At 47.0% G+C, this 18258-nt stretch carries 17 protein-coding genes; 6 read left to right on the forward strand and 11 right to left on the reverse strand.

From position 1 onward, the window contains the following. Positions 1-15: 15 nt before the first annotated feature. Both ACGHZ6_RS20710 and ACGHZ6_RS20715 read right to left on the reverse strand, forming a co-directional pair. Positions 16-774: an enoyl-CoA hydratase/isomerase family protein gene (locus tag ACGHZ6_RS20710; RefSeq protein ID WP_390615947.1), complete on the reverse strand. Its 759-nt coding sequence runs from the start codon at positions 772-774 to the stop codon at positions 16-18. A 229-nt stretch (positions 775-1003) separates the two neighbouring features. Then, positions 1004-1948, reverse strand: coding sequence for a LysR family transcriptional regulator (locus ACGHZ6_RS20715; RefSeq protein ID WP_390615948.1), 945 nt, complete (start codon positions 1946-1948; stop codon positions 1004-1006). Between the two features lie 144 nt (positions 1949-2092). On the opposite strand from ACGHZ6_RS20715, the gene ACGHZ6_RS20720 reads away from it, so the two are divergent. After that, on the forward strand, positions 2093-2317 hold the full coding sequence (locus tag ACGHZ6_RS20720; protein ID WP_390615949.1) for a hypothetical protein: 225 nt from the start codon (positions 2093-2095) through the stop codon (positions 2315-2317). A gap of 40 nt (positions 2318-2357) precedes the next feature. Next, a complete protein-coding gene (locus ACGHZ6_RS20725) occupies positions 2358-3308 on the forward strand; it encodes a sodium-dependent bicarbonate transport family permease (protein ID WP_390615950.1) in 951 nt (316 codons plus the stop codon). Here the strand turns inward: ACGHZ6_RS20725 and ACGHZ6_RS20730 are convergent. Then, on the reverse strand, positions 3305-3625 hold the full coding sequence (locus tag ACGHZ6_RS20730) for a hypothetical protein (protein ID WP_390615951.1): 321 nt from the start codon (positions 3623-3625) through the stop codon (positions 3305-3307). The two genes, ACGHZ6_RS20725 and ACGHZ6_RS20730, sit on opposite strands and share 4 nt — an antisense overlap. Next, positions 3606-4811: a Na+/H+ antiporter NhaA gene (gene nhaA, locus ACGHZ6_RS20735; RefSeq protein ID WP_390615952.1), complete on the reverse strand. Its 1206-nt coding sequence runs from the start codon at positions 4809-4811 to the stop codon at positions 3606-3608. Before nhaA ends, ACGHZ6_RS20730 begins: the two co-directional genes overlap by 20 nt. 156 nt (positions 4812-4967) lie before the next feature. On the opposite strand from nhaA, the gene nhaR reads away from it, so the two are divergent. Both nhaR and ACGHZ6_RS20745 read left to right on the forward strand, forming a co-directional pair. After that, positions 4968-5879, forward strand: a complete 912-nt coding sequence (gene nhaR, locus ACGHZ6_RS20740; RefSeq protein ID WP_390615953.1) for a transcriptional activator NhaR — start codon at positions 4968-4970, stop codon at positions 5877-5879. Positions 5880-6051: 172 nt separating this feature from the next. After that, positions 6052-6837: a hypothetical protein gene (locus ACGHZ6_RS20745; protein ID WP_390615954.1), complete on the forward strand. Its 786-nt coding sequence runs from the start codon at positions 6052-6054 to the stop codon at positions 6835-6837. Between the two features lie 7 nt (positions 6838-6844). On the opposite strand, the gene ACGHZ6_RS20750 is transcribed toward ACGHZ6_RS20745, so the two are convergent. Together ACGHZ6_RS20750 and ACGHZ6_RS20755 are read right to left on the reverse strand one after the other, a co-directional pair. Beyond that, the gene (locus tag ACGHZ6_RS20750) at positions 6845-7318 is read right to left on the reverse strand and encodes an ester cyclase (protein WP_390615955.1); all 474 of its coding nucleotides are present in this window, start codon (positions 7316-7318) and stop codon (positions 6845-6847) included. A gap of 30 nt (positions 7319-7348) precedes the next feature. Continuing rightward, complete coding sequence (locus tag ACGHZ6_RS20755; RefSeq protein ID WP_390615956.1) at positions 7349-8509, reverse strand: serine hydrolase domain-containing protein; 1161 nt, start codon at positions 8507-8509, stop codon at positions 7349-7351. A 213-nt stretch (positions 8510-8722) separates the two neighbouring features. Here ACGHZ6_RS20755 and ACGHZ6_RS20760 point away from each other — a divergent pair, with 213 nt between their 5' ends. Both ACGHZ6_RS20760 and ACGHZ6_RS20765 read left to right on the forward strand, forming a co-directional pair. Further along, positions 8723-9745, forward strand: a complete 1023-nt coding sequence (locus ACGHZ6_RS20760) for an AraC family transcriptional regulator ligand-binding domain-containing protein (RefSeq protein WP_390615957.1) — start codon at positions 8723-8725, stop codon at positions 9743-9745. A gap of 275 nt (positions 9746-10020) precedes the next feature. Further along, positions 10021-12243 carry a TonB-dependent receptor gene (locus ACGHZ6_RS20765; RefSeq protein ID WP_390615958.1) on the forward strand — a complete coding sequence of 741 codons (2223 nt, stop codon included), beginning with the start codon at positions 10021-10023 and terminating at the stop codon, positions 12241-12243. A gap of 95 nt (positions 12244-12338) precedes the next feature. On the opposite strand, the gene ACGHZ6_RS20770 is transcribed toward ACGHZ6_RS20765, so the two are convergent. The 5 genes from ACGHZ6_RS20770 to ACGHZ6_RS20790 all read right to left on the reverse strand — a co-directional run bounded on the left by ACGHZ6_RS20770 (position 12339) and on the right by ACGHZ6_RS20790 (position 18244). Further along, entirely contained in the window at positions 12339-13118 is a 780-nt protein-coding gene (locus ACGHZ6_RS20770) for an SDR family NAD(P)-dependent oxidoreductase (RefSeq protein WP_390615959.1), read from the reverse strand. A 131-nt stretch (positions 13119-13249) separates the two neighbouring features. Continuing rightward, positions 13250-14581 carry a spinster family MFS transporter gene (locus ACGHZ6_RS20775; protein ID WP_390615960.1) on the reverse strand — a complete coding sequence of 444 codons (1332 nt, stop codon included), beginning with the start codon at positions 14579-14581 and terminating at the stop codon, positions 13250-13252. 111 nt (positions 14582-14692) lie between these two features. Then, positions 14693-15205 carry a hypothetical protein gene (locus tag ACGHZ6_RS20780; protein ID WP_390615961.1) on the reverse strand — a complete coding sequence of 171 codons (513 nt, stop codon included), beginning with the start codon at positions 15203-15205 and terminating at the stop codon, positions 14693-14695. Between the two features lie 43 nt (positions 15206-15248). Beyond that, positions 15249-16886: a carboxylesterase/lipase family protein gene (locus ACGHZ6_RS20785; protein ID WP_390615962.1), complete on the reverse strand. Its 1638-nt coding sequence runs from the start codon at positions 16884-16886 to the stop codon at positions 15249-15251. 254 nt (positions 16887-17140) lie between these two features. Beyond that, positions 17141-18244: a helix-turn-helix domain-containing protein gene (locus ACGHZ6_RS20790; protein ID WP_390615963.1), complete on the reverse strand. Its 1104-nt coding sequence runs from the start codon at positions 18242-18244 to the stop codon at positions 17141-17143. Positions 18245-18258 lie beyond the last annotated feature (14 nt).

Raw genomic sequence — 18258 nt, forward strand, 5'->3', positions numbered from 1 at the left:
ACGGGCTTTATGGTTTTATAAATTCGAGAAATCAGGCTTTCTTTTTTCTAAAAAGGCAGCAACACCTTCTTGGCAGGCAGGACCGCTCAGCATGTCAGCGAACACTTTTAGCTCTTTTAGATTCACGTCTTTGAGCTGTTGTCGATAGGGGTCCATCACCAACTTCTTCGTTTCGATCAGTGATACCAAGGGTGCCTGAGCCAAGATTTGTGCTTTGTTCATGGCTTCTGAGAATAACTTTTCATCTGCGACGATATCTAATGCTAAACCCATTTCTTTGCATTGCTTAGCCTCAAACCATTCACTCGACAACAGCGCCCAAAATGCATGTTGAGGCCCCATCAATCGAGGAAAGGTGTAAGTACTACAAGCTTCTGGCACAAGCCCCAAGGCTGGAAATGGAAATTTTAGTTTCGCACTATCGGCCATCAGTACCAGGTCAGCCAAACCACACACCGTAGCCCCAAAACCAACCGCTAATCCATTAACGGCTACTATGATGGGCTTTGGAAAGTCTATTAATGTGTCAAACATTCTAACGACGACATTGTCTTCATCGGCAGCAGGCGGTTCCATAAAGAACTGTACATTCATTCCTGAAGAAAAGACTTCACCTGCACCGGTCAAGAGGATAACTTTTACTTCTGAGTCTTCTTCAGCCTGATCAAGAAGACCTATAAACTCCTCAACGCCCTGAGGATTGATCGCATTTTTCTCTGCTGGATTATCCAGTTGAAACACTCGCACCAAGCCTTCATTAGATACCTTCCACATGAATTCCAACCTCTTAAATTCAAGTAATATGCTAAAACGCAGAGCATTGGATTGTGATCAGTACGACCTTCAAAATACTCAGCCAGGAAATTACAGATAGATTGCCTATGATCAGCAGCCTATCCAATGACATAGGCAAGCGTGAAAATAGGCATTTTCTTGCACAGAAAGAAGAGAAAGGGAAAGAGAAAATATCTACGAAGTGCGGAGTAGCTGTATTTAGCTCGAGTTAAAACTTATTACGTCTTAGCTCCCTTTGCAGTAACTCTCGCCCTTCGGTTTGAACGTATTCCAGAAAAGACTCCGCAATCACCGTACGACGTTTAGTCGTTGACCAGACAAAAAACCAATGGGAATCGATAGGCAGCTCTTTAACCGGTAAGCGCACCAAGTCAGACTGGCCGCCATAGGTCAGCGTATGTGCCGAAACAATAGAGACTCCCAAGCCAGACATCACTGAATGCTTGATCGCCTCGTTACTTTCCATTGTCATCTTTACCGATAAGGACTTGTTCTGACTTCTTAAGAATTCCTCAATAGCGTGCCTTGTGCCCGAGCCCTGCTCTCTCATTAGAAAAGGCTCTTTGCACAGATGGTCCAGGCTCAAACGTTTTCTTTTGCTCAGCGGGTGGTCCTGGTGGGCAATGGCGACTAATGGGTTATCAAGGAATTCAATACTGTCGCTATCGTTATCCTGCGGCGGATGGCTGAACACATAAAAATCCTCAACGCCTTGCCGTAAGCGCTCTATGGTTTGCTCGCGGTTGCCAACTTTTAGCTGTACATCAATATCGGGGAATTGCTGACAGAAAGGTCCTAAAAGGTGAGGAATAAAATACTGTGAAGTGTTCACCACGGCCAGCCGCAGGGTACCCATCTTAAGTTCATTCATCTTACTCAAGGTACTATCGAGGCGAGCAAAGCTGTCGAGCACCTCCACTGCGGTCTTTACCAGCTCAATGCCTTCATCGGTAAACGTCAGTTGGCGTTGATTCATGCGGTACAAAGGAGCGCCAATAGCATCCCCCAGCTTTTTCATTTGCATGGACACCGTTGGCTGCGTCAAATACAAGGCTTTAGCCGCCGCACTGATACCACCATGGTCGTGCACAGCCAGCAGAATCTCCAGCTGTCTCAAGGTGCCAATATGCGCATGCAGGCGTGATGTTTTCATAGCTTAATTCCCGGGGATATTCCCCCATCATAGACATTTATCTATACAAAATATAGATAGCATCTATTTTTATCTATCCAACCATTTCTGCATAATAGCGCCGACTTTACACCCACACTCACCCTAAGCTTTTTGGAGGCAACAATGGAGACATCACGTTTGGTATTTAGCCTGGTAGTAGGCCTTGGATTTATCGTACTTGGCAGCGTAGTGGCCACCAAAGCATCTATTGGTATGGCCCTTATGAGCATAGGCTTGGGACTTATCGCCATTAGTCTGATATCGAGCAAGTTGCAAAGCTATCAAGAGCCGCAGCCCATTGTACTGACAACTCAAATCCAAAGCACAATCCCTAAGAACAATCCCTAAGCACAATTCCTAAGCAATGCAGAATTAAAGGAAGTCAGCTATGCAAGTCGATGTCGGTGTTGCGTTTTTTCTGTTAGGTGTATTTGCCAGCCTGGTGCGCGCAGATATTCAGTTCCCCAAATCGCTCTACCAGTCGCTGGTCTTGTTCCTTATGCTAGCCATTGGTCTCAAAGGTGGCGTAGCTCTGGCGGAACATGCCTCATGGGAATTACTTGGACAATCCTTTACGGTTATCGCGTTTGGATTTGCGCTACCGTTTATTGCGTTCCCCATTTTATATTATTTCGGCAAACTACCACGCTGGGATGCCGCCTCAATCGCAGCTCATTATGGCTCAGTATCGGTAGGCACCTACGCCGTTGCAGTGGCTTTCCTCGAAGCCAAAAATATTGAATATGAAGCTTATATTCCATTATTTGTGGTACTACTGGAAATGCCCGCTATTGTTGTCGGATTGGCATTGGCAAAGCGCAAAACGAATACCCCGGAACAAGCTGAAGAAAAACGCCAACTGTTACACGAAGTGCTATTCAATCAAGGAGTAGTCCTGATGGTTGGCGGACTCTTAATTGGATTCCTCGCCGGAGATAATATCAAGGGAGTAGCACCTTTCTTCTTTGACCTTTTTAAAGGTGTACTGGCACTGTTCTTACTCGAAATGGGCATGGTAGCAGCCAGCCGCCTAAAAGATATTAAACAAGTCGGCAGTTTTATGCTGGCCTTTGGTATGGCCATGCCCATTGTCGGCGGCATACTCGGCTGTCTATTGGGGCTGGCCATAGGGTTATCCACTGGCGGCGCTATTTTATTAGCGGTGCTGGGGGGCAGCGCCTCTTATATTGCCGTACCCGCGGCGATGCGAGTTGCCCTACCCAATGCCAATCACAGCCTTTCTATCAGCTCATCACTGGGGGTCAGCTTTCCCTTTAACGTGCTGGTGGGCATTCCCACTTATACGGTTCTTGCCCAGTGGATTACTGGCGCGATCTAATTGCTGGTACGATCAACAGCCGAGCCAACGCGGGTCTTAAGGGCCCGCTCCTCAAAAGAAGATAAGCCACCACCTTCGAATCGATATGCCAAGCGATCTACTTTACCGGCCAGTTTGGCATCAATCACTTTATCGTAGTGGTAATTGATAAAGTCGACACAGCTGGTATCGGCATCCGATGTCTTACTGCCAAACCAATTAAAGCAGGTCGCCAGTGAAGGGGAATCATTGAATGCTGTGGTCTTGGCATATACATCGTAAGAAACCAATCCCAATATCATGGATGGCAAAAACCATTTAGGTGCGCGATAGGTCATAGCGATACTCCTGAACCCGTTGTTTTTTTAACGACAAGTGGATAACGAGAGAACCAACAATAGCAGCCAGTATAGAACCGAGTAATACGCCGATTTTTACCCTGTCTATATAAGAAGAGTCCATACCTTCAAACGCTAAAGAACCGATAAACAAACTCATGGTAAAGCCAATACCACATAGGCAGGCCACCCCATAGAGTTGCAACCAGGAGCTTTCAGAAGGTAATTTGGCCAGTTTCAATTTAATCACGATCCAGCTGACACCAAAGACTCCGATTTGATTGCCGAAGAACAAACCTGCGGCAATCCCCAGAGTGATTGGGTTAAACAGATCAGCCACAGAAACACCGGATAAACTCACACCGGCATTACTAAATGCAAACAGGGGTAAAATGAAGAAGGCAACCCATGGCTGCAGGCTATGCTCCATAGATTTCAACATGGAATCGCCGTGCTCATTGGTAACATTAAGCGGAATCAATAATGCGACCATAAAGCCTGCCAGCGTTGCATGTACGCCGGACTTCAAGACCGCGGCCCAGACAACCATCCCCACAACAATGTAGATACTTTGATAGCGAACATTGGCTAAATTCATTAACAGCAGGATAAACAACCCGCCGCTGGCAACCACTAAGGAGACAATCGATAGATCTGAAGAGTAAAACAGGGCAATAATGACAATAGCGGCAATATCATCAAAAATCGCTACGGACAGTAAAAACAGCTTCAGGCTGACCGGCACCCGGTTACCGAAGAGACTCAGAACACCTAAAGCAAAGGCAATATCGGTAGCCGCAGGAATAGCCCAGCCTCTGGAGCCAATAATATCGCCACCGTTAAAATAGGCATAAATAAGTGCAGGTGTGACAACCCCCGCTAGCGCAGCCACAGCCGGCAATACCACCTGATCGAGGGACGACAAATGACCATCGACTAATTCCCGCTTAACCTCGAGGCCAACCAGGAAAAAGAACAGGGCCATTAATCCATCGTTGATCCACAGCAGCAAAGGCTTGTTGATGGCAAAATCGGCAAACTGGACAACAACCGGTATATTCAGAAAGCTATGGTAGGCATCGGCCATCACCGAATTGGCAATAGCGATAGCCAATATGGCCGCCCCCACCAGCAAAATACCGCCGGTTGCGTCATGTTGTAACATTTCACGAAATACTTTTGGCATAACCTCTCCCTTGAAAGCACTGCGCTCATAATTCGTGAACGCACAGGGTTCAATTTATACCTATAACGCCTAAACAAATATATTCGATTAAAACTAATCCATAACTCGAAAAATACGTATAATAAATATTGATAATAAACCCGTAGACCTCCAGACATGAAACAGCTCAACTACAAACATCTGCGCTACTTCTTCACCGTCGCCCGTGAAGGCAGCATTGTTAAAGCCGCCGAGGTATTACATGTCTCACCACAGACGATTAGCGGTCAGCTAACGGCATTTGAGGATTATCTGGGTATTGAGCTGTTTGATCGCGTCGGTAAGCGCCTGGTTCTCAACACTGAAGGCAAGTTGGCATTACACTATGCGGAAGATATTTTTTCCCTGGGCGAAGAGCTACAACAGTCACTTCAGGCTCACGACCTGACTAAAACCTTTATCTTTAATGTGGGTATTACTGATGTGGTCCCCAAGATTCTCGTGGCCACGATCCTTGAAAGTGCCTACGAGCTGGATGGCCCGGTAAAACTGGTATGTCGAGAGGGGGATTACAAAACCTTACTGGGAGAACTGGCGCTTAACCGTATTGACTTGGTCATCTCAGACCGCCCGCTGACTACTAGCATTCCCATTAAAGCCTACAACCACTTACTGGGCGAGAGCGGATTGAGCTTTTATGCCAAGAACAACGATGCTAAAAAACTAAAAAGTGATTTTCCCTACTCCCTTGATCAGTCCCCCTTGCTTATTTCCAGTGATAAATCCAACCAAAAGGCCAACTTACTTAACTGGTTTGAAAGTATCGATGTCGCCCCTGAGATTGTTGCGGAATTCGACGATAGCGCGCTGATGAAATATTTTGGCCAACTGGGGCACGGGGTCTTCTGTACTCCATCCATTATCGAGCAGCATGTGTGCAAACAATACGATGTCAAGGTTATTGGCCGAACCGATGCCGTTAAAGAGCGATACTATGCCATTTCCCCCGAGCGCAAGATGAAGCATCCTGGTGTGCGCCTGCTGGCAGAAACGGCAGAGCAACTATTTGCGTCCAAACGCAAACAATAGCCTGGCTGACAAGCTGCAAACCACCAGCAGAAATCCCATAAAAAACAACAGGTTAATAGGTTTTTAGAATAATGCACAACTAATCATATAGGGCTGCTACCTTTAAGGTTACTGATTTATTAACTACGCTCAATATAACCTTGACGATAATGATCTGAGCAAAGCTTCCCTGATGATTTACCGCCCCATATTTCTGTTGCAACTCTTTGTGAGCATGACGCTAGGGCCAGCCTTTAGCTCAGCATCAGAAATCACCTACCTAAGTGCCACGCCATTTGAAGATATAACTCAGGAAAAAACGATAAACCCCAGAAATATTGGCTTTGTACTACTGGACAGGGTTTTAGCGGACAGCAAGATCTCTCTGCATTCACAATCCATTCCCACCATGAGAGTACATCAGGCAATCAATCGAAGATCCTACCCAAACTGGGTAGTGCTGGCAGTCGAAACAAGCGATTTTAAGAGCTTTAACGACCTATCAGATAAATATGAAGTATCTGATACAATCTTTGAATTGCAGTGCGCTATAGTTTCTCACCATACAACGACAACACCTCCATATTCCATCACCAAAGAAGACAATGCTACTCTGGGTCTTGTTGCCCATGTTTCTGAAGTCGATGTTGCCAACCGCGCAACGCCATTCCCGATCAAATTTGTTGCGGTAAAGACTTATAGCCATGGTTTGAAAATGCTTATGGCGGGGAGACTCTCATATCTCGCCACCACGGTAGAAGCTTTTGCGCTCACAGCTGCATCAGCTCGGCTTGAGAAAAGCCTGTTCGACATCCACGAGTGCCACAACAACAAAATAGTAAAACTGTTATTTTATATCGACAATAAGATGCAACCTGAAACTATAGGGCTGATAAAGCAAAAACTTCAACAAGCGATCGCAAACGGAACAGCCCAGAAAGTCTATGATGAGTTTTATGGAAAATACCTCACCGAATAAACCATCACTATTTCCCAAAAGAAAATGTATTAATTAGACGTTGTACGATAGCCTTGAAAAAAAGCTTAACCGGGTTATCACTAATCAGACCCAACTGTCGGTACAAGGTAAAGTGATCACTGAGCCCCCACTGTTCGACAATTTTGCCATTATCAACCCGGCAAACAGTCACATCGGTGAAATCCACTTTATTCCCTGTTGCAGGCAACCCGAACAACATGCCTTTATGGGTCCCGGTAATATTGAGGCGGACAAGCACCTTATCATCCACACATACAAGCTCATCAATCCTCTCGCTATAGTCAGGAAATCCCTGGCGAATAGTAGAAGCAAGTTTCTTTACCCCCTCAATACCATCCCCCCAATCGGTTAACGGGTAATGTCCAACAATCGTATCCCCGTAAAAATCAGCAACCCGTGAAACATCCCCTTCACTCCATATCACACGACACGCGTTTCTCACCAGCTCTTCATTACTCATTTTTATTTCTACCCTTAGATTTGTTTACTTTTATTTTTCATCTGTGGCTTTGGCAATCGCCCTCAACATTTCAAGGGTTTCCAACTCTTTATTGGTAGATTCACTGGATGTAGTACCGTACTGTCGATTTGAAGATAGCTTTACGATTACCAGGTCGCGTGATGGATCCACGTAAATAAATTGGTTATAAACACCTATTGCCGAGAACTCACCTAAATCCCCTTCGGGAATCCACCACTGAAGCCCATAACCCAAAGGAAACTTGTGGTCGCCAAGTAATACCTCTCCAGGTTTGAGGTGTGCAGCTTGAATGGTCGTAGAGGCGTTAACCCAGGCTGCTGGTATAATCTGTTTTCCATTCCACACCCCGGAGTTTCGGAATAGCTCTCCGAACTTGGCAAAATCACGCGCGGTCATTAATACGCCGCCGGCAGCCATTTCGGTGCCTTCTCGATCAATCAACCAATAACCCGCATTTTCCATTCTTAATGGGTTGTAGAGATGTTTTTGCATATAGGCCGATATGGATACGCCTGTGGCCTTAATCAGGAGCAATCCCAAGGCCATGGTATCGGCGGAGTTATAGCGACATTGCTTACCTGGTTCGTACCCTCGCTCAATACCAGATACAAATTCTTCGAGCGTATCTATGCCCGCCATTACGGCTTCGAAGCGATGAACCTCTGCGTTAGGGTCACTGTAATCTTCACTCCAACGAGCACCTGATGACATCTGCAGTACATGCAGAATACTAACGCCATCATAAGCAGACCCTTTAAGGCTGGGCACATAATCGGAGATAGGATCCTCTATACTGCTAATTTTTCCCTCTTCGAGAGCAATACCGACAAGCGCAGACACAATGCTTTTTGACATTGAAAATGAAATCCAGGGAACATCTTTCCCGCCGGTCAGATAATAATGCTCGAAACAGATTTTTCCCTGTTTTAACACCAAAAGTGCAGCGGTATCGGTTTCTTTGATTAATGCCTCAGTAGTTTTCTGCTCTGATAAATACTCGTAATGCTCAGGCAATGATAGGCTGTCCCCACTCGGGAAAGGAGACGGCGCAATACAGGGCGTCATTACTTTTGTTGGCAGGAAATCCTTGAGCACTGGAAATACATCATGCATAGGTTGTCCCGCGTATAACTTTAACGCCGCCTCGGGCTGTACTTCAGAAATCGTCATATCTCAATTAACTCCGCCACACTGTCTCTAACACTATTTGGGGCCTGATATCATCAGGGTAAGCATCCACCTACAGGCAGTTTTCGTGAATACTCAATGTGTGCTATATAATCACTTTGGCGGACCTGTCGTATCGACCGGTCCCGCCAAAAGCACTATATTTTGTCAGCATCTGTTAAAGCCCATAAAACCGGGAGGTTTTATAGATACGCCATGAGTGAGCAGTACCCCTACTCCCTTAAATTCGCATTAGACGGTTTAGTCAAATGCGGGGTTGATATTGACCTGCTATTCAAGACAATGAATGTCGATAGCGCCTCCCTGCTGCATCAAAGCGCACCGATTTCATCTGAAATGTGGTGCCAGATTTTGGATGAGGCTATACGCCAAACGGGAAACCCCAATATTGGGCTTACAGCAAACCTTCACGCGGATCTGGCGGATTACGGCCCCCTTGGCTTTACACTGCTCAATGCAGAGAATATGCAACAGGTACTGCGGGTTATGTGTACCTACGTGAAATTAAGCCAAACCGGGCTAGAGGTTGACTACCGATTTGAGAAAGACAATTGCATTATCGACATTGTATCAACCGATTGGCGAGTTCCTGTCCACAGAGCTGCGACAGATTGGGCTATAACCTGCGGCATCGCCTTTGTACGGTCATGGTGCCGTAACGACTGGAGTCCAGACCAAATCCAGGTTATGTATGAAAAACCTGATGATACTGCAATCTATGACAAGAGCCTGGATTGTCCGGTACTGTTTGGCCAACCGAAAAATGCAGTCATTATTAAACGGGAAGTCCTAAAACAGGAAAAGCCCGATGCCGATCACCGCCTATTTAATATCTTGCAAGATGATCTGAATAACACGCTAGCATATGTTTTGAAGGAATCATCAGAACAGGTTTCCCTGATCAGTAAAATACAGCGGGAAATTGCCAGCCTGATATCCAATGGCGCCCCTTCACTGGATCAAGTAGCAAGCAAGCTACATATGAGTGCCCGCACGTTACAGCGACGATTGGGTGAGGAAGGCTGTACCTTCAAGCAGCTCACTGAAGAAACACGCTGCATCATGGCAAAAAATTATATTGATTCCTACAAGTATTCATCCATCGACATTGCCTTTCTACTGGGCTACTCGGAAGTGAGCGCTTTTAGCCGGGCGTTTCGGCGCTGGACGGGGCTAACACCCATGCAGTATCAGGAAAGATCAAAAGATAACCCGTAGGCATAACCGCTCTCTTTGTTCCTTTCAAAATCTTATCAATAAGCCCCTTCTACATCCCTCAAAAACCTGACACGACAGCATGCTTAAAAACTGGCGCCTGCTGTCCATGACCCTGAAAACTATTAATGGTTAGATAATAAAGCAACTACTTGCTTTACAAACTCTCTCCTTGGCCGGGGTATGGCTCCGGCATTTTTTACCTGTAAATCCCTGAGAGTTTCTAGATATAACTAAACCAACGACAGCAATGACACAGTTGGTATCAGGAGAGCACGATGAAAATGTCAAAAACCGCTCTGGCGGCAACCATTGCTTCAACAATAGCACTACCTTCCCAGGCTGAAACTAACAGCTTTGCGATTGAAGAAATCATAGTTACGGCTCAAAAACGCGCACAATCCATGTCTGATATTGGTGTAACCGTCAGTGCCTTCGGCGGTGATGAAATTAAAGAATTGGGTTTCACCAAAGCGCAGGATATCGCCTCCCACACCCCAGGTTTATCCACAGCCAATGCGACCTCCGGCGGCACACCGATTTTCGCTATCCGCGGTATTGGTCTTGATGACTTCAACAGCAACAACACCAGCGGGGTTGGCGTTTACATCGATGAAGTACTCGCCCCTTATCCCGTATTCCTCAATGGTCAGCTATTCGATATAGAGCGTGTTGAAGTGCTAAAAGGTCCCCAAGGCACACTCTACGGCAAGAACACCACTGGCGGCGCAATCAATTATGTATCGATAAAGCCCAGTACAGATTTTGAAGGATACATTACCGCAGGCGTTTCTCGCTGGAATACCTACAAACTGGAAGCCGCCGTTAACACACCGCTTAGCGATACGGTAAGTACTCGCCTGGCGCTTGCCCTTAACCAAGGCGATGGCTGGCAAGAAGATATTGATACCGGCAAAGAGTTTGGCGATACAGATAACATCTCTGCGCGATCTCTTACCAATATTGATATCAATGACAGCACCAGTCTTTTGCTAAACCTGCATTACACGAGAGACAAGAGCACACCCGTATCGCCTCAGAACCTGACGATCGACAATGAGTTCAGCCTACCATCAGGAACACTGGGCATTGTCAGCAATAATGCCAAAGATGTTCGCGTCGGTAATTTAGCCGTTGACCGCGATGAAAAGGGCTATGGTGCCTCTGCCAATCTCACCATCGATTTCGAAGACTTTAGTCTTATCTCGATTACTGCTGTAGATACCTACGAACGTGCAGTGACCGATAATTATGATGGCGTAGCTATCACAACGGACGACTTTGTCTTTAGCGATGAATTCGATGTTTACTCACAAGAGTTTCGCATAACCTCAAACACGGAAAATGGATTTCACTGGGTTGCAGGTCTTTCCTACTCGTACGATAAAATCGATGCAGAAACACTGGTTGATGTTGGAGACCTCGCCGCCGTCACTCTGGGTGATCCGAGCATAGAACACAGTTATACCCAATCAGCCTACACACAAACCAGCAAATCCTTCGGTGCCTTTATACATACGGAAACCGAGCTCACGGATGCTCTCAAGTTAACTGTCGGTATGCGCTACTCCTCCGACACCCGAGAGTTTGATGGCCAATCGATAGATCAAACAGGATTAACGGCACTGTTTGCAGGTTCTCCCGTGCCCATTCCCGGTACCGTAATCGCCGAGCTGGACGACAGTGAAACAGAAACAAACTTTTCCGGCAAAGTAGGCTTGGATTACTTTATTACTGAAGACTGGTTACTCTATGGCAGTGTTTCAACCAGCTATAAATCCGGCATCTTTTATGCCTCCCCAGCTGGTGACCCATCGGCATTATCCTATATTGAACCCGAAGAAATCCTTGCCTATGAACTGGGCTTTAAAGGCTCGCTACTAGGCAACACCATGCAAATTAACGGTGCCTACTATCACTATCAATACGATGACAGGCAGTCAAAAGTCACCGCTGTCAGCCCAAGCGTTCCAGGCCTCATCTTTGCGACATTGGGCAATATTGAAGAGTCCGAAATCAGCGGAGGAGAACTGGAATTCCGTTGGTTGCCTACTGAAGGCCTGGACTTGCGCGCCGGGGTTTCTTATGTAGATAGTGAAGTCATTAAATCACCCGCCACAGTAAGAGGCCTGACGCTCTCCAGTCCTATTGAAGAAGGCATTGACCTGGCTCAGGCGCCTAAATGGTCATACAACACGGTTGTGCGTTATGAGTCCGATTGGCTGGATGCCTATACCCTAGCGGCTCAGGTTCAATACAGCTGGACCGATGAGCAATCAAGCTCACTCACGGGCCTCAACGAGCAATATGGTGAAATCGATAACCTGGGGTTGCGTCTGTCTCTTGAGCCCCACGACAGTAGCTGGCAGCTGACCGCCTGGGCCTCAAATCTGGAAAATAAAAGTGCAAGCACCTATTCATTTACCAGCACCGAAGGTGGTCAGGTTGTCTATCGGCAACAACCACGAAATTATGGCGTTGAGCTGAGTTATAATTTCTAATGGTTTAGGTATCTGACTTTTCTTCCATAAAAAAGAAACGCCCACTCAAATATTTCGAGTGGGCGTTTACACACGAACACTTAACTCAATTGTTTTTACTTAGGCGGCATACGAATACCACCATCCATACGAATCACTTCCGCATTCAGATAGGGATTGGTAATACATTCCATCACGGTAAACGCCAGCTCTTCACCACTGCCCAATCGTTTAGGGAATAATACTGACTGGCCCAAGTGAGCCTTGAAGGCCTCGGCCTCTTCACCTTCACCATAAATAGGTGTATCAATCAAGCCAGGTGCTACCGTGTTGACGCGAATGCCGGAAGCACTCAAGTCGCGAGCAATCGGTAACGTCATACCCGCAACCCCAGCTTTGGATGCAGAGTAAGACGCTTGGCCAATCTGACCATCAAAGGCGGCACAGGACGCCAAATTCACAATAGCACCACGGCTACCATCGGCATCCATAGGTTCTGTTTTTGCCATAGCCGCCGCTGCGCGACTCAGTACATTAAAGGTTCCCACCAGATTGATCTTGATAATTAGATCAAACTTTTCCAGAGGCATTGGCTCATTATCGCGAGTAATTGTGCGCATAGGCATACCAATACCTGCCGAGTTTACACAGGCACGCAAAGGGCCCAATGCACAGGCAGCCGCAACAGCGGCATCGGCATCTTCTGTTTTGGTTACATCACACTTAACAAATACACCACCAATCTCTTTGGCGACTTGAGCTCCACGCTCTTCGTTAAGATCCGCAATAACGACTTTGGAGCCCGCTTCTGCCAGCTGGCGTGCGGTGGCCTCTCCAATACCGGAAGCACCACCGGTCACAATAGATGAGCTTCCTTCAAGATTTACTCTTGGCATAATGTTTATCCCTTTGAATAGTTTTAAAGACGAGGTAAGCCTAGCACAGGCTTTGCTTATTCAACACTTTCAACTCGTAGTGACTGTCAGATTCTATTATCAACATTTCATCAATGCGATATCAGATATAATCAGGCAGGTACATTATCCATATCCCGAATTACAGTACGACTGGCGCAAACGAAAAAATATGCCGCTAAACTGCCACCAAAAATAGCTGCAGTAAACATGGCATAACGCAGAGATTGTCCGCCCTCGGGCATCGCCAGCATATCACTCAGGAATCCTACTGCAGCAGGTCCCATTCCCATGCCAATAATATTGATTACGAAATAGAGCACGGCCGTTGCTTGCGCTCGGGTGGCTGTCGATACCAATCCATGACTCAGTGCAAGAATGGCGGGCAACCAGGAGGAAAATATCGCCGTGCTCACCACACTCAGAGTAAGTGCTAAATATAAATGCTCCGTCGTTAAGATAATAAACGTAAAGCCACCGCTACAAAATATGACTGTCGCAGGCAACCAAACATACCAACGGCGGTCTCTAAGTATTAACTTATCCGCCAGCAGCCCGCCACCAATTGTTCCAATGATACCGCCGAGACCTGAGGCCAAGCCCAACCATGTTCCCACTTCTCCCATAGACGTTTCAAACGCTCGCAGAAAATAGGAGGGCAGCCAGTTGCCCATACCATAACTGGCAAACGACGCCATGCCACCACCAAGGGCAATATAACGAAACGAGGTGGTATGCCATAAGTCCCGAATAGTCCCCCAAAGGGACCCATGCGGCTTATCAGTCTCAACCGCTGGTTTGCCAAAACGGTAACGGGCCGGCTCTTTGACCAAAAAGCACAACAGCAATGCAAATAAAATCCCCGGTAGACCAACCGCAATAAATGCGGTGCGCCAGCCATAAACTTGACCTAACCAGCCGCCGAGTACAAAACCCACAAATACACCAAGATATACCCCGGAGGTGTAGACAGACATAGCCGTTGCACGGGACTTTTCCGGGTACATATCGGAAATCATCGAGAGTGCTGGTGGTGTACCACCTGCTTCACCGACCGCAACGCCCATCCGGGCCAGTAACATCTGTACAAAACTTTGCGCCATGCCACAGAGCGCGGTCATTAAACTCCAAATCGCCAGTGAGGCAGCAATCACATTGCGACGATTACTGCGATCGGCCAAACGTGCGATGGGAATACCACAGATAACATAGAGACAGGCGAAGGCAAAACCGGACATCATACCCAGCTGGGTATCAGAAAAGCCCATGTCTGCTTTAATGGACTCTTGCAGAATTACTAATAGCTGACGGTCGACAAAATTAAACATGTAAACCAGCGCCAACATCAACAGAACAAAGTGCCGATAAGCGGGTTTATCATAAGAAAATGAGCCGGGCTCAGCGATCGGCCCGTTATCACTGGCCAGGTTTTCAACTGTACTCATATGGCTATCTCGAATATTTACTTATTGTTATTTTCACAAATTCCATCTAACAAAAACCCCTACTGAATGTATTTCAGCAGGGGCTAAATCCAGAAGGCAAAATACGCTTTATTACACCTCAGCGTCTGTCGTCTCACTTTTAAGCTGAGTTGTATTGGCTATCGTCACGCCGTGGTAAACTGCTATAGGGACAAAGATTACCGTGGCAATTGCACAACCAAAACCTTTCACCATAGAAAAGGCTAACGGACTCAGTGGCCCTGCGCCCGCGACTAGCAGATAGATGCCCAAAGGCAGCGCAACAACAACAAGGCCCAAGCAACCAATAATACCTATCGCCGACCAAGGTCCCTGAGGCAACCAACTCAAACTGAAACGGTTGGGGATGACATCATCGACGAATTCACCCCTAACAGCACGACGGCGAAACCAGAACAAAAATATGATCGCAAGGATGGCAGGCAACATAAAACCGGTAAATAAAAAGTCAGCGATATATCCTTGCTGGCCTTCAGAGGGAATCCCAGGTAGCTCGTTCTTAATCCAGTAGGTAATCCCTGCGTTACCGACAAGGTTACCGATAGTCGCGTTTCTGGTTTGCGTTATAACTTCTTTATTTAACATTAATTCTTCTCTCTTGATGAAATCGTTATCTGACTAGATCTACTTAACTGGCCAGTAATTCATCGCCATCCTCGCGAAACTCACACCATCTCTCCAATTCGAACTTATCGACTGAAGATTTAACGTGAGGATTTTTCTCAACAATCATGCATTCCTGCTGACTGTTCGTGTATTGCGGCCACTCAGGCATACCGGCACCATTGGGATTACCGGTTTTAGCAAACTGAATCAGCGTGTTGGACCAAGCCAAACCTAACTGAACTATCTCCGGGTCGTTCTTGTCATACCACAGGCTATTTTCACCGAGATCATCACGGGCGAAATTGTTAAAGGTGAAGTCCAGCTCTGCGGCGTGACAAGCCCCCAATTTATAGCCAAACGGATTAACCTGCACAGGCTCCTCAAACCGGTATGCCCACACATTGCGACCCGCTTGAGCCGCCCATTCTGCAGCGGTAACAGCACTGCTGATAAAACCCTCGGTCCAAACTCGATCATGCAACTGCTTAAGACTATCGCCAGGGTGATCCTGCTTCAGTCGCTCAAGATAACCATCAGTGTCATGATCCAACGTCGTTAGGCTTGCAATAGGCGGTATCACCGCCTTGAATGCAATACGCGGTGCGATAAGGCTAAACAATTTTCCTTCATCGCGATTGGAGCCAATAATGATGGGAACACCCGCTTTGCCTTGCTCATGGATGGCATCTTTTAAGCTTCGGCTAATCACCGTACCATCAACATTACCACCCGCAAAAAACCCTACCTTGGCCTGTACCTTGAGAATTTCCTCAGTGGATAGAGTTGTTAACGCTGCTGGAATATCTTTTTCTTGTTCCAGGTCGAGGGCTTTTTGTAGCTCAGGGTTGTAATCGTGCGGCGGCAGGGCTACAGCCATACCACTATGCACGATGGCCTTATGAAACAAACCGTCGGCCGCCGGGGCACAAACCAGTGACGATACAGAAGCACCACCAGCAGACTGCCCAAAAATAGTCACGTTATTCGGATCACCACCATAGTCGGCAATATTGTCTCGCACCCACTCAAGGGCAAGAATCTGATCACGAATACCGTTGGATGCGGAGCCCGCATATTGGTCGCCAAATTTGGACAGATCATAAAAGCCCAACATGCCCAGACGGTAGTTAATCGCTACAACAACCGCATCGCCCTGTTCTGCTAACACATGCCCGGGATAACCATTACCGGTGCCATAAATAAAAGCGCCACCGTGAATCCAAAATAGAACGGGGCGATTAGCACCTTCGGTCGATGGGGTATAAACACTTAAAAACAAGCAGTCTTCTGACTGCACCGGCATATTGGGTTCTTGTGTACTGTTGTCCGCTTTGGGTTGAATTGGCGCATTAGGAAAGCGTGTAGCATCTAAAGTACCTTCCCAGCCACCGGCAGCGGTTGCTGGTTTAAAGCGCTTATCACCAATAGGGGCTTGGCCGTATCGAATCCCCAGAAAAGCCATTACCCGGCCTTTCTCCGTGTCTTTTTGCAAACCGATGATTTGTCCCAAGCGAGTTACGATAGGCGCCGTCTTATCCCATGATTCCAGATTACTGAATCTATCCCGATATGGCCCGAACCAGTTAAACAGGTTATGACCAAAGAAGAACCATAAGCCTGCCAACACAACCAGAATTATTACGCCTAAAGTCATCAGCATTATTATTTTTCCTTCATATTGGAAGCGGTCATGAATGACAGCAGATCAAAATATCGCACAGGCACTTAATATACAGATACTTAATATACTGCCGCAGAAAGCGATAAATCGATGGCAATTTGAGCCAGCATCTTGATAGATTAGGCCAAACCGGTCAAATCGGTTAAAGGTGGAATGCAAGAAACACCAGAGAAAATCAGCCTCCTGACGTGTATATAGCAACCGGAAGTTAACAGCGTTTTGGCTAGAATAAATTAATCTAGCGAGCGCCATTTGGAAGGCGTAACGCCCTTCCAACCGGTAAAGGCACGGGTAAAGGCAGCAGGATCGGTATAACCCATGCGGTAGGCCACCTCGGATACCGTCAACTTGTGATTGGCCAACAGGTTTTCTGCCCGCTCAGACTGCACCTCAGTAAACAGCTGATTGTAATTGGCCCCCTCTTTGGCCAACTGCCGGGTTAGGCTGCGCTCAGATAATCCCAATAGCTTGGCAATTTCGACTTTTTTCAAGGGTGGCGTACTGGCCCACAACCAACGGGTTACCTGGTCAGTCAGGGTGGCATCTTCTTCTAACAGAGCGGCTTCTTTCTCCACCAACTTAAGCGCCAGTTTGAAACTCAGCGGGTAAGAACGTTTGGGTACATGATGAAAAAATCCAGGCTCACAAATAATGCTCGCTTCAGGCGCCTCAAATTCAATCGCAAAGCGAAAGGTTCGAGCGACGAGCGACCAATCATCCGGCCGTTTAAAGGGTAAGCGAACTTTTTTCAGTAACGAGCGATCAGAAACAATATCCAACAGAGTTGCCACGGCGGAAGTAATATCTAACAGTAGCGCGTACTTGTAGGTTTCCTCGACATCTTTTGGGCTACCAAAGGTCGTAGGTAACATATCCAGCTGATAGGTAACACTGTCTTCAGTATCCGAGGACGCCACGATCATGCGGCTGCGACCCCAGTTGGTCTGCGGGTAATTGATTGTTACGTTAAGCGCATCAAGAATAGTCGGTGCACTCTGCCAAGCCATACCCAGCGCGCCAAACATATGCGCGCGGGTAAAGTGCATGGCTTGAAACAGCCTGACTTCCAAGGACACTTCAGAGCGTAAATACTTGCGCACTTCATTGAGGATTTCGTAATCCTGCTGCAGAGAAACAGGGAAACCCGGATCACCATAGGCATGGTCCGGTATGCCAACACTGTTGAGAATTTTGACAGCATCTTCTTTTTCCAACTCGGCCGTTTCAAATTGCCACAGCAAACCGCCAATGGTGCGCTGGGCTGATCCCAGATCACCGCCGGTGACTATCGTTCCCTGATTTAGGGAGCTTTCATTTATGTTATCGTGCTGCGCCATAAGAATTGTCGCCT

The organism is Maricurvus nonylphenolicus (genome assembly GCF_042854845.1).
GTDB classification, from domain to species: domain Bacteria; phylum Pseudomonadota; class Gammaproteobacteria; order Pseudomonadales; family Cellvibrionaceae; genus Maricurvus; species Maricurvus nonylphenolicus.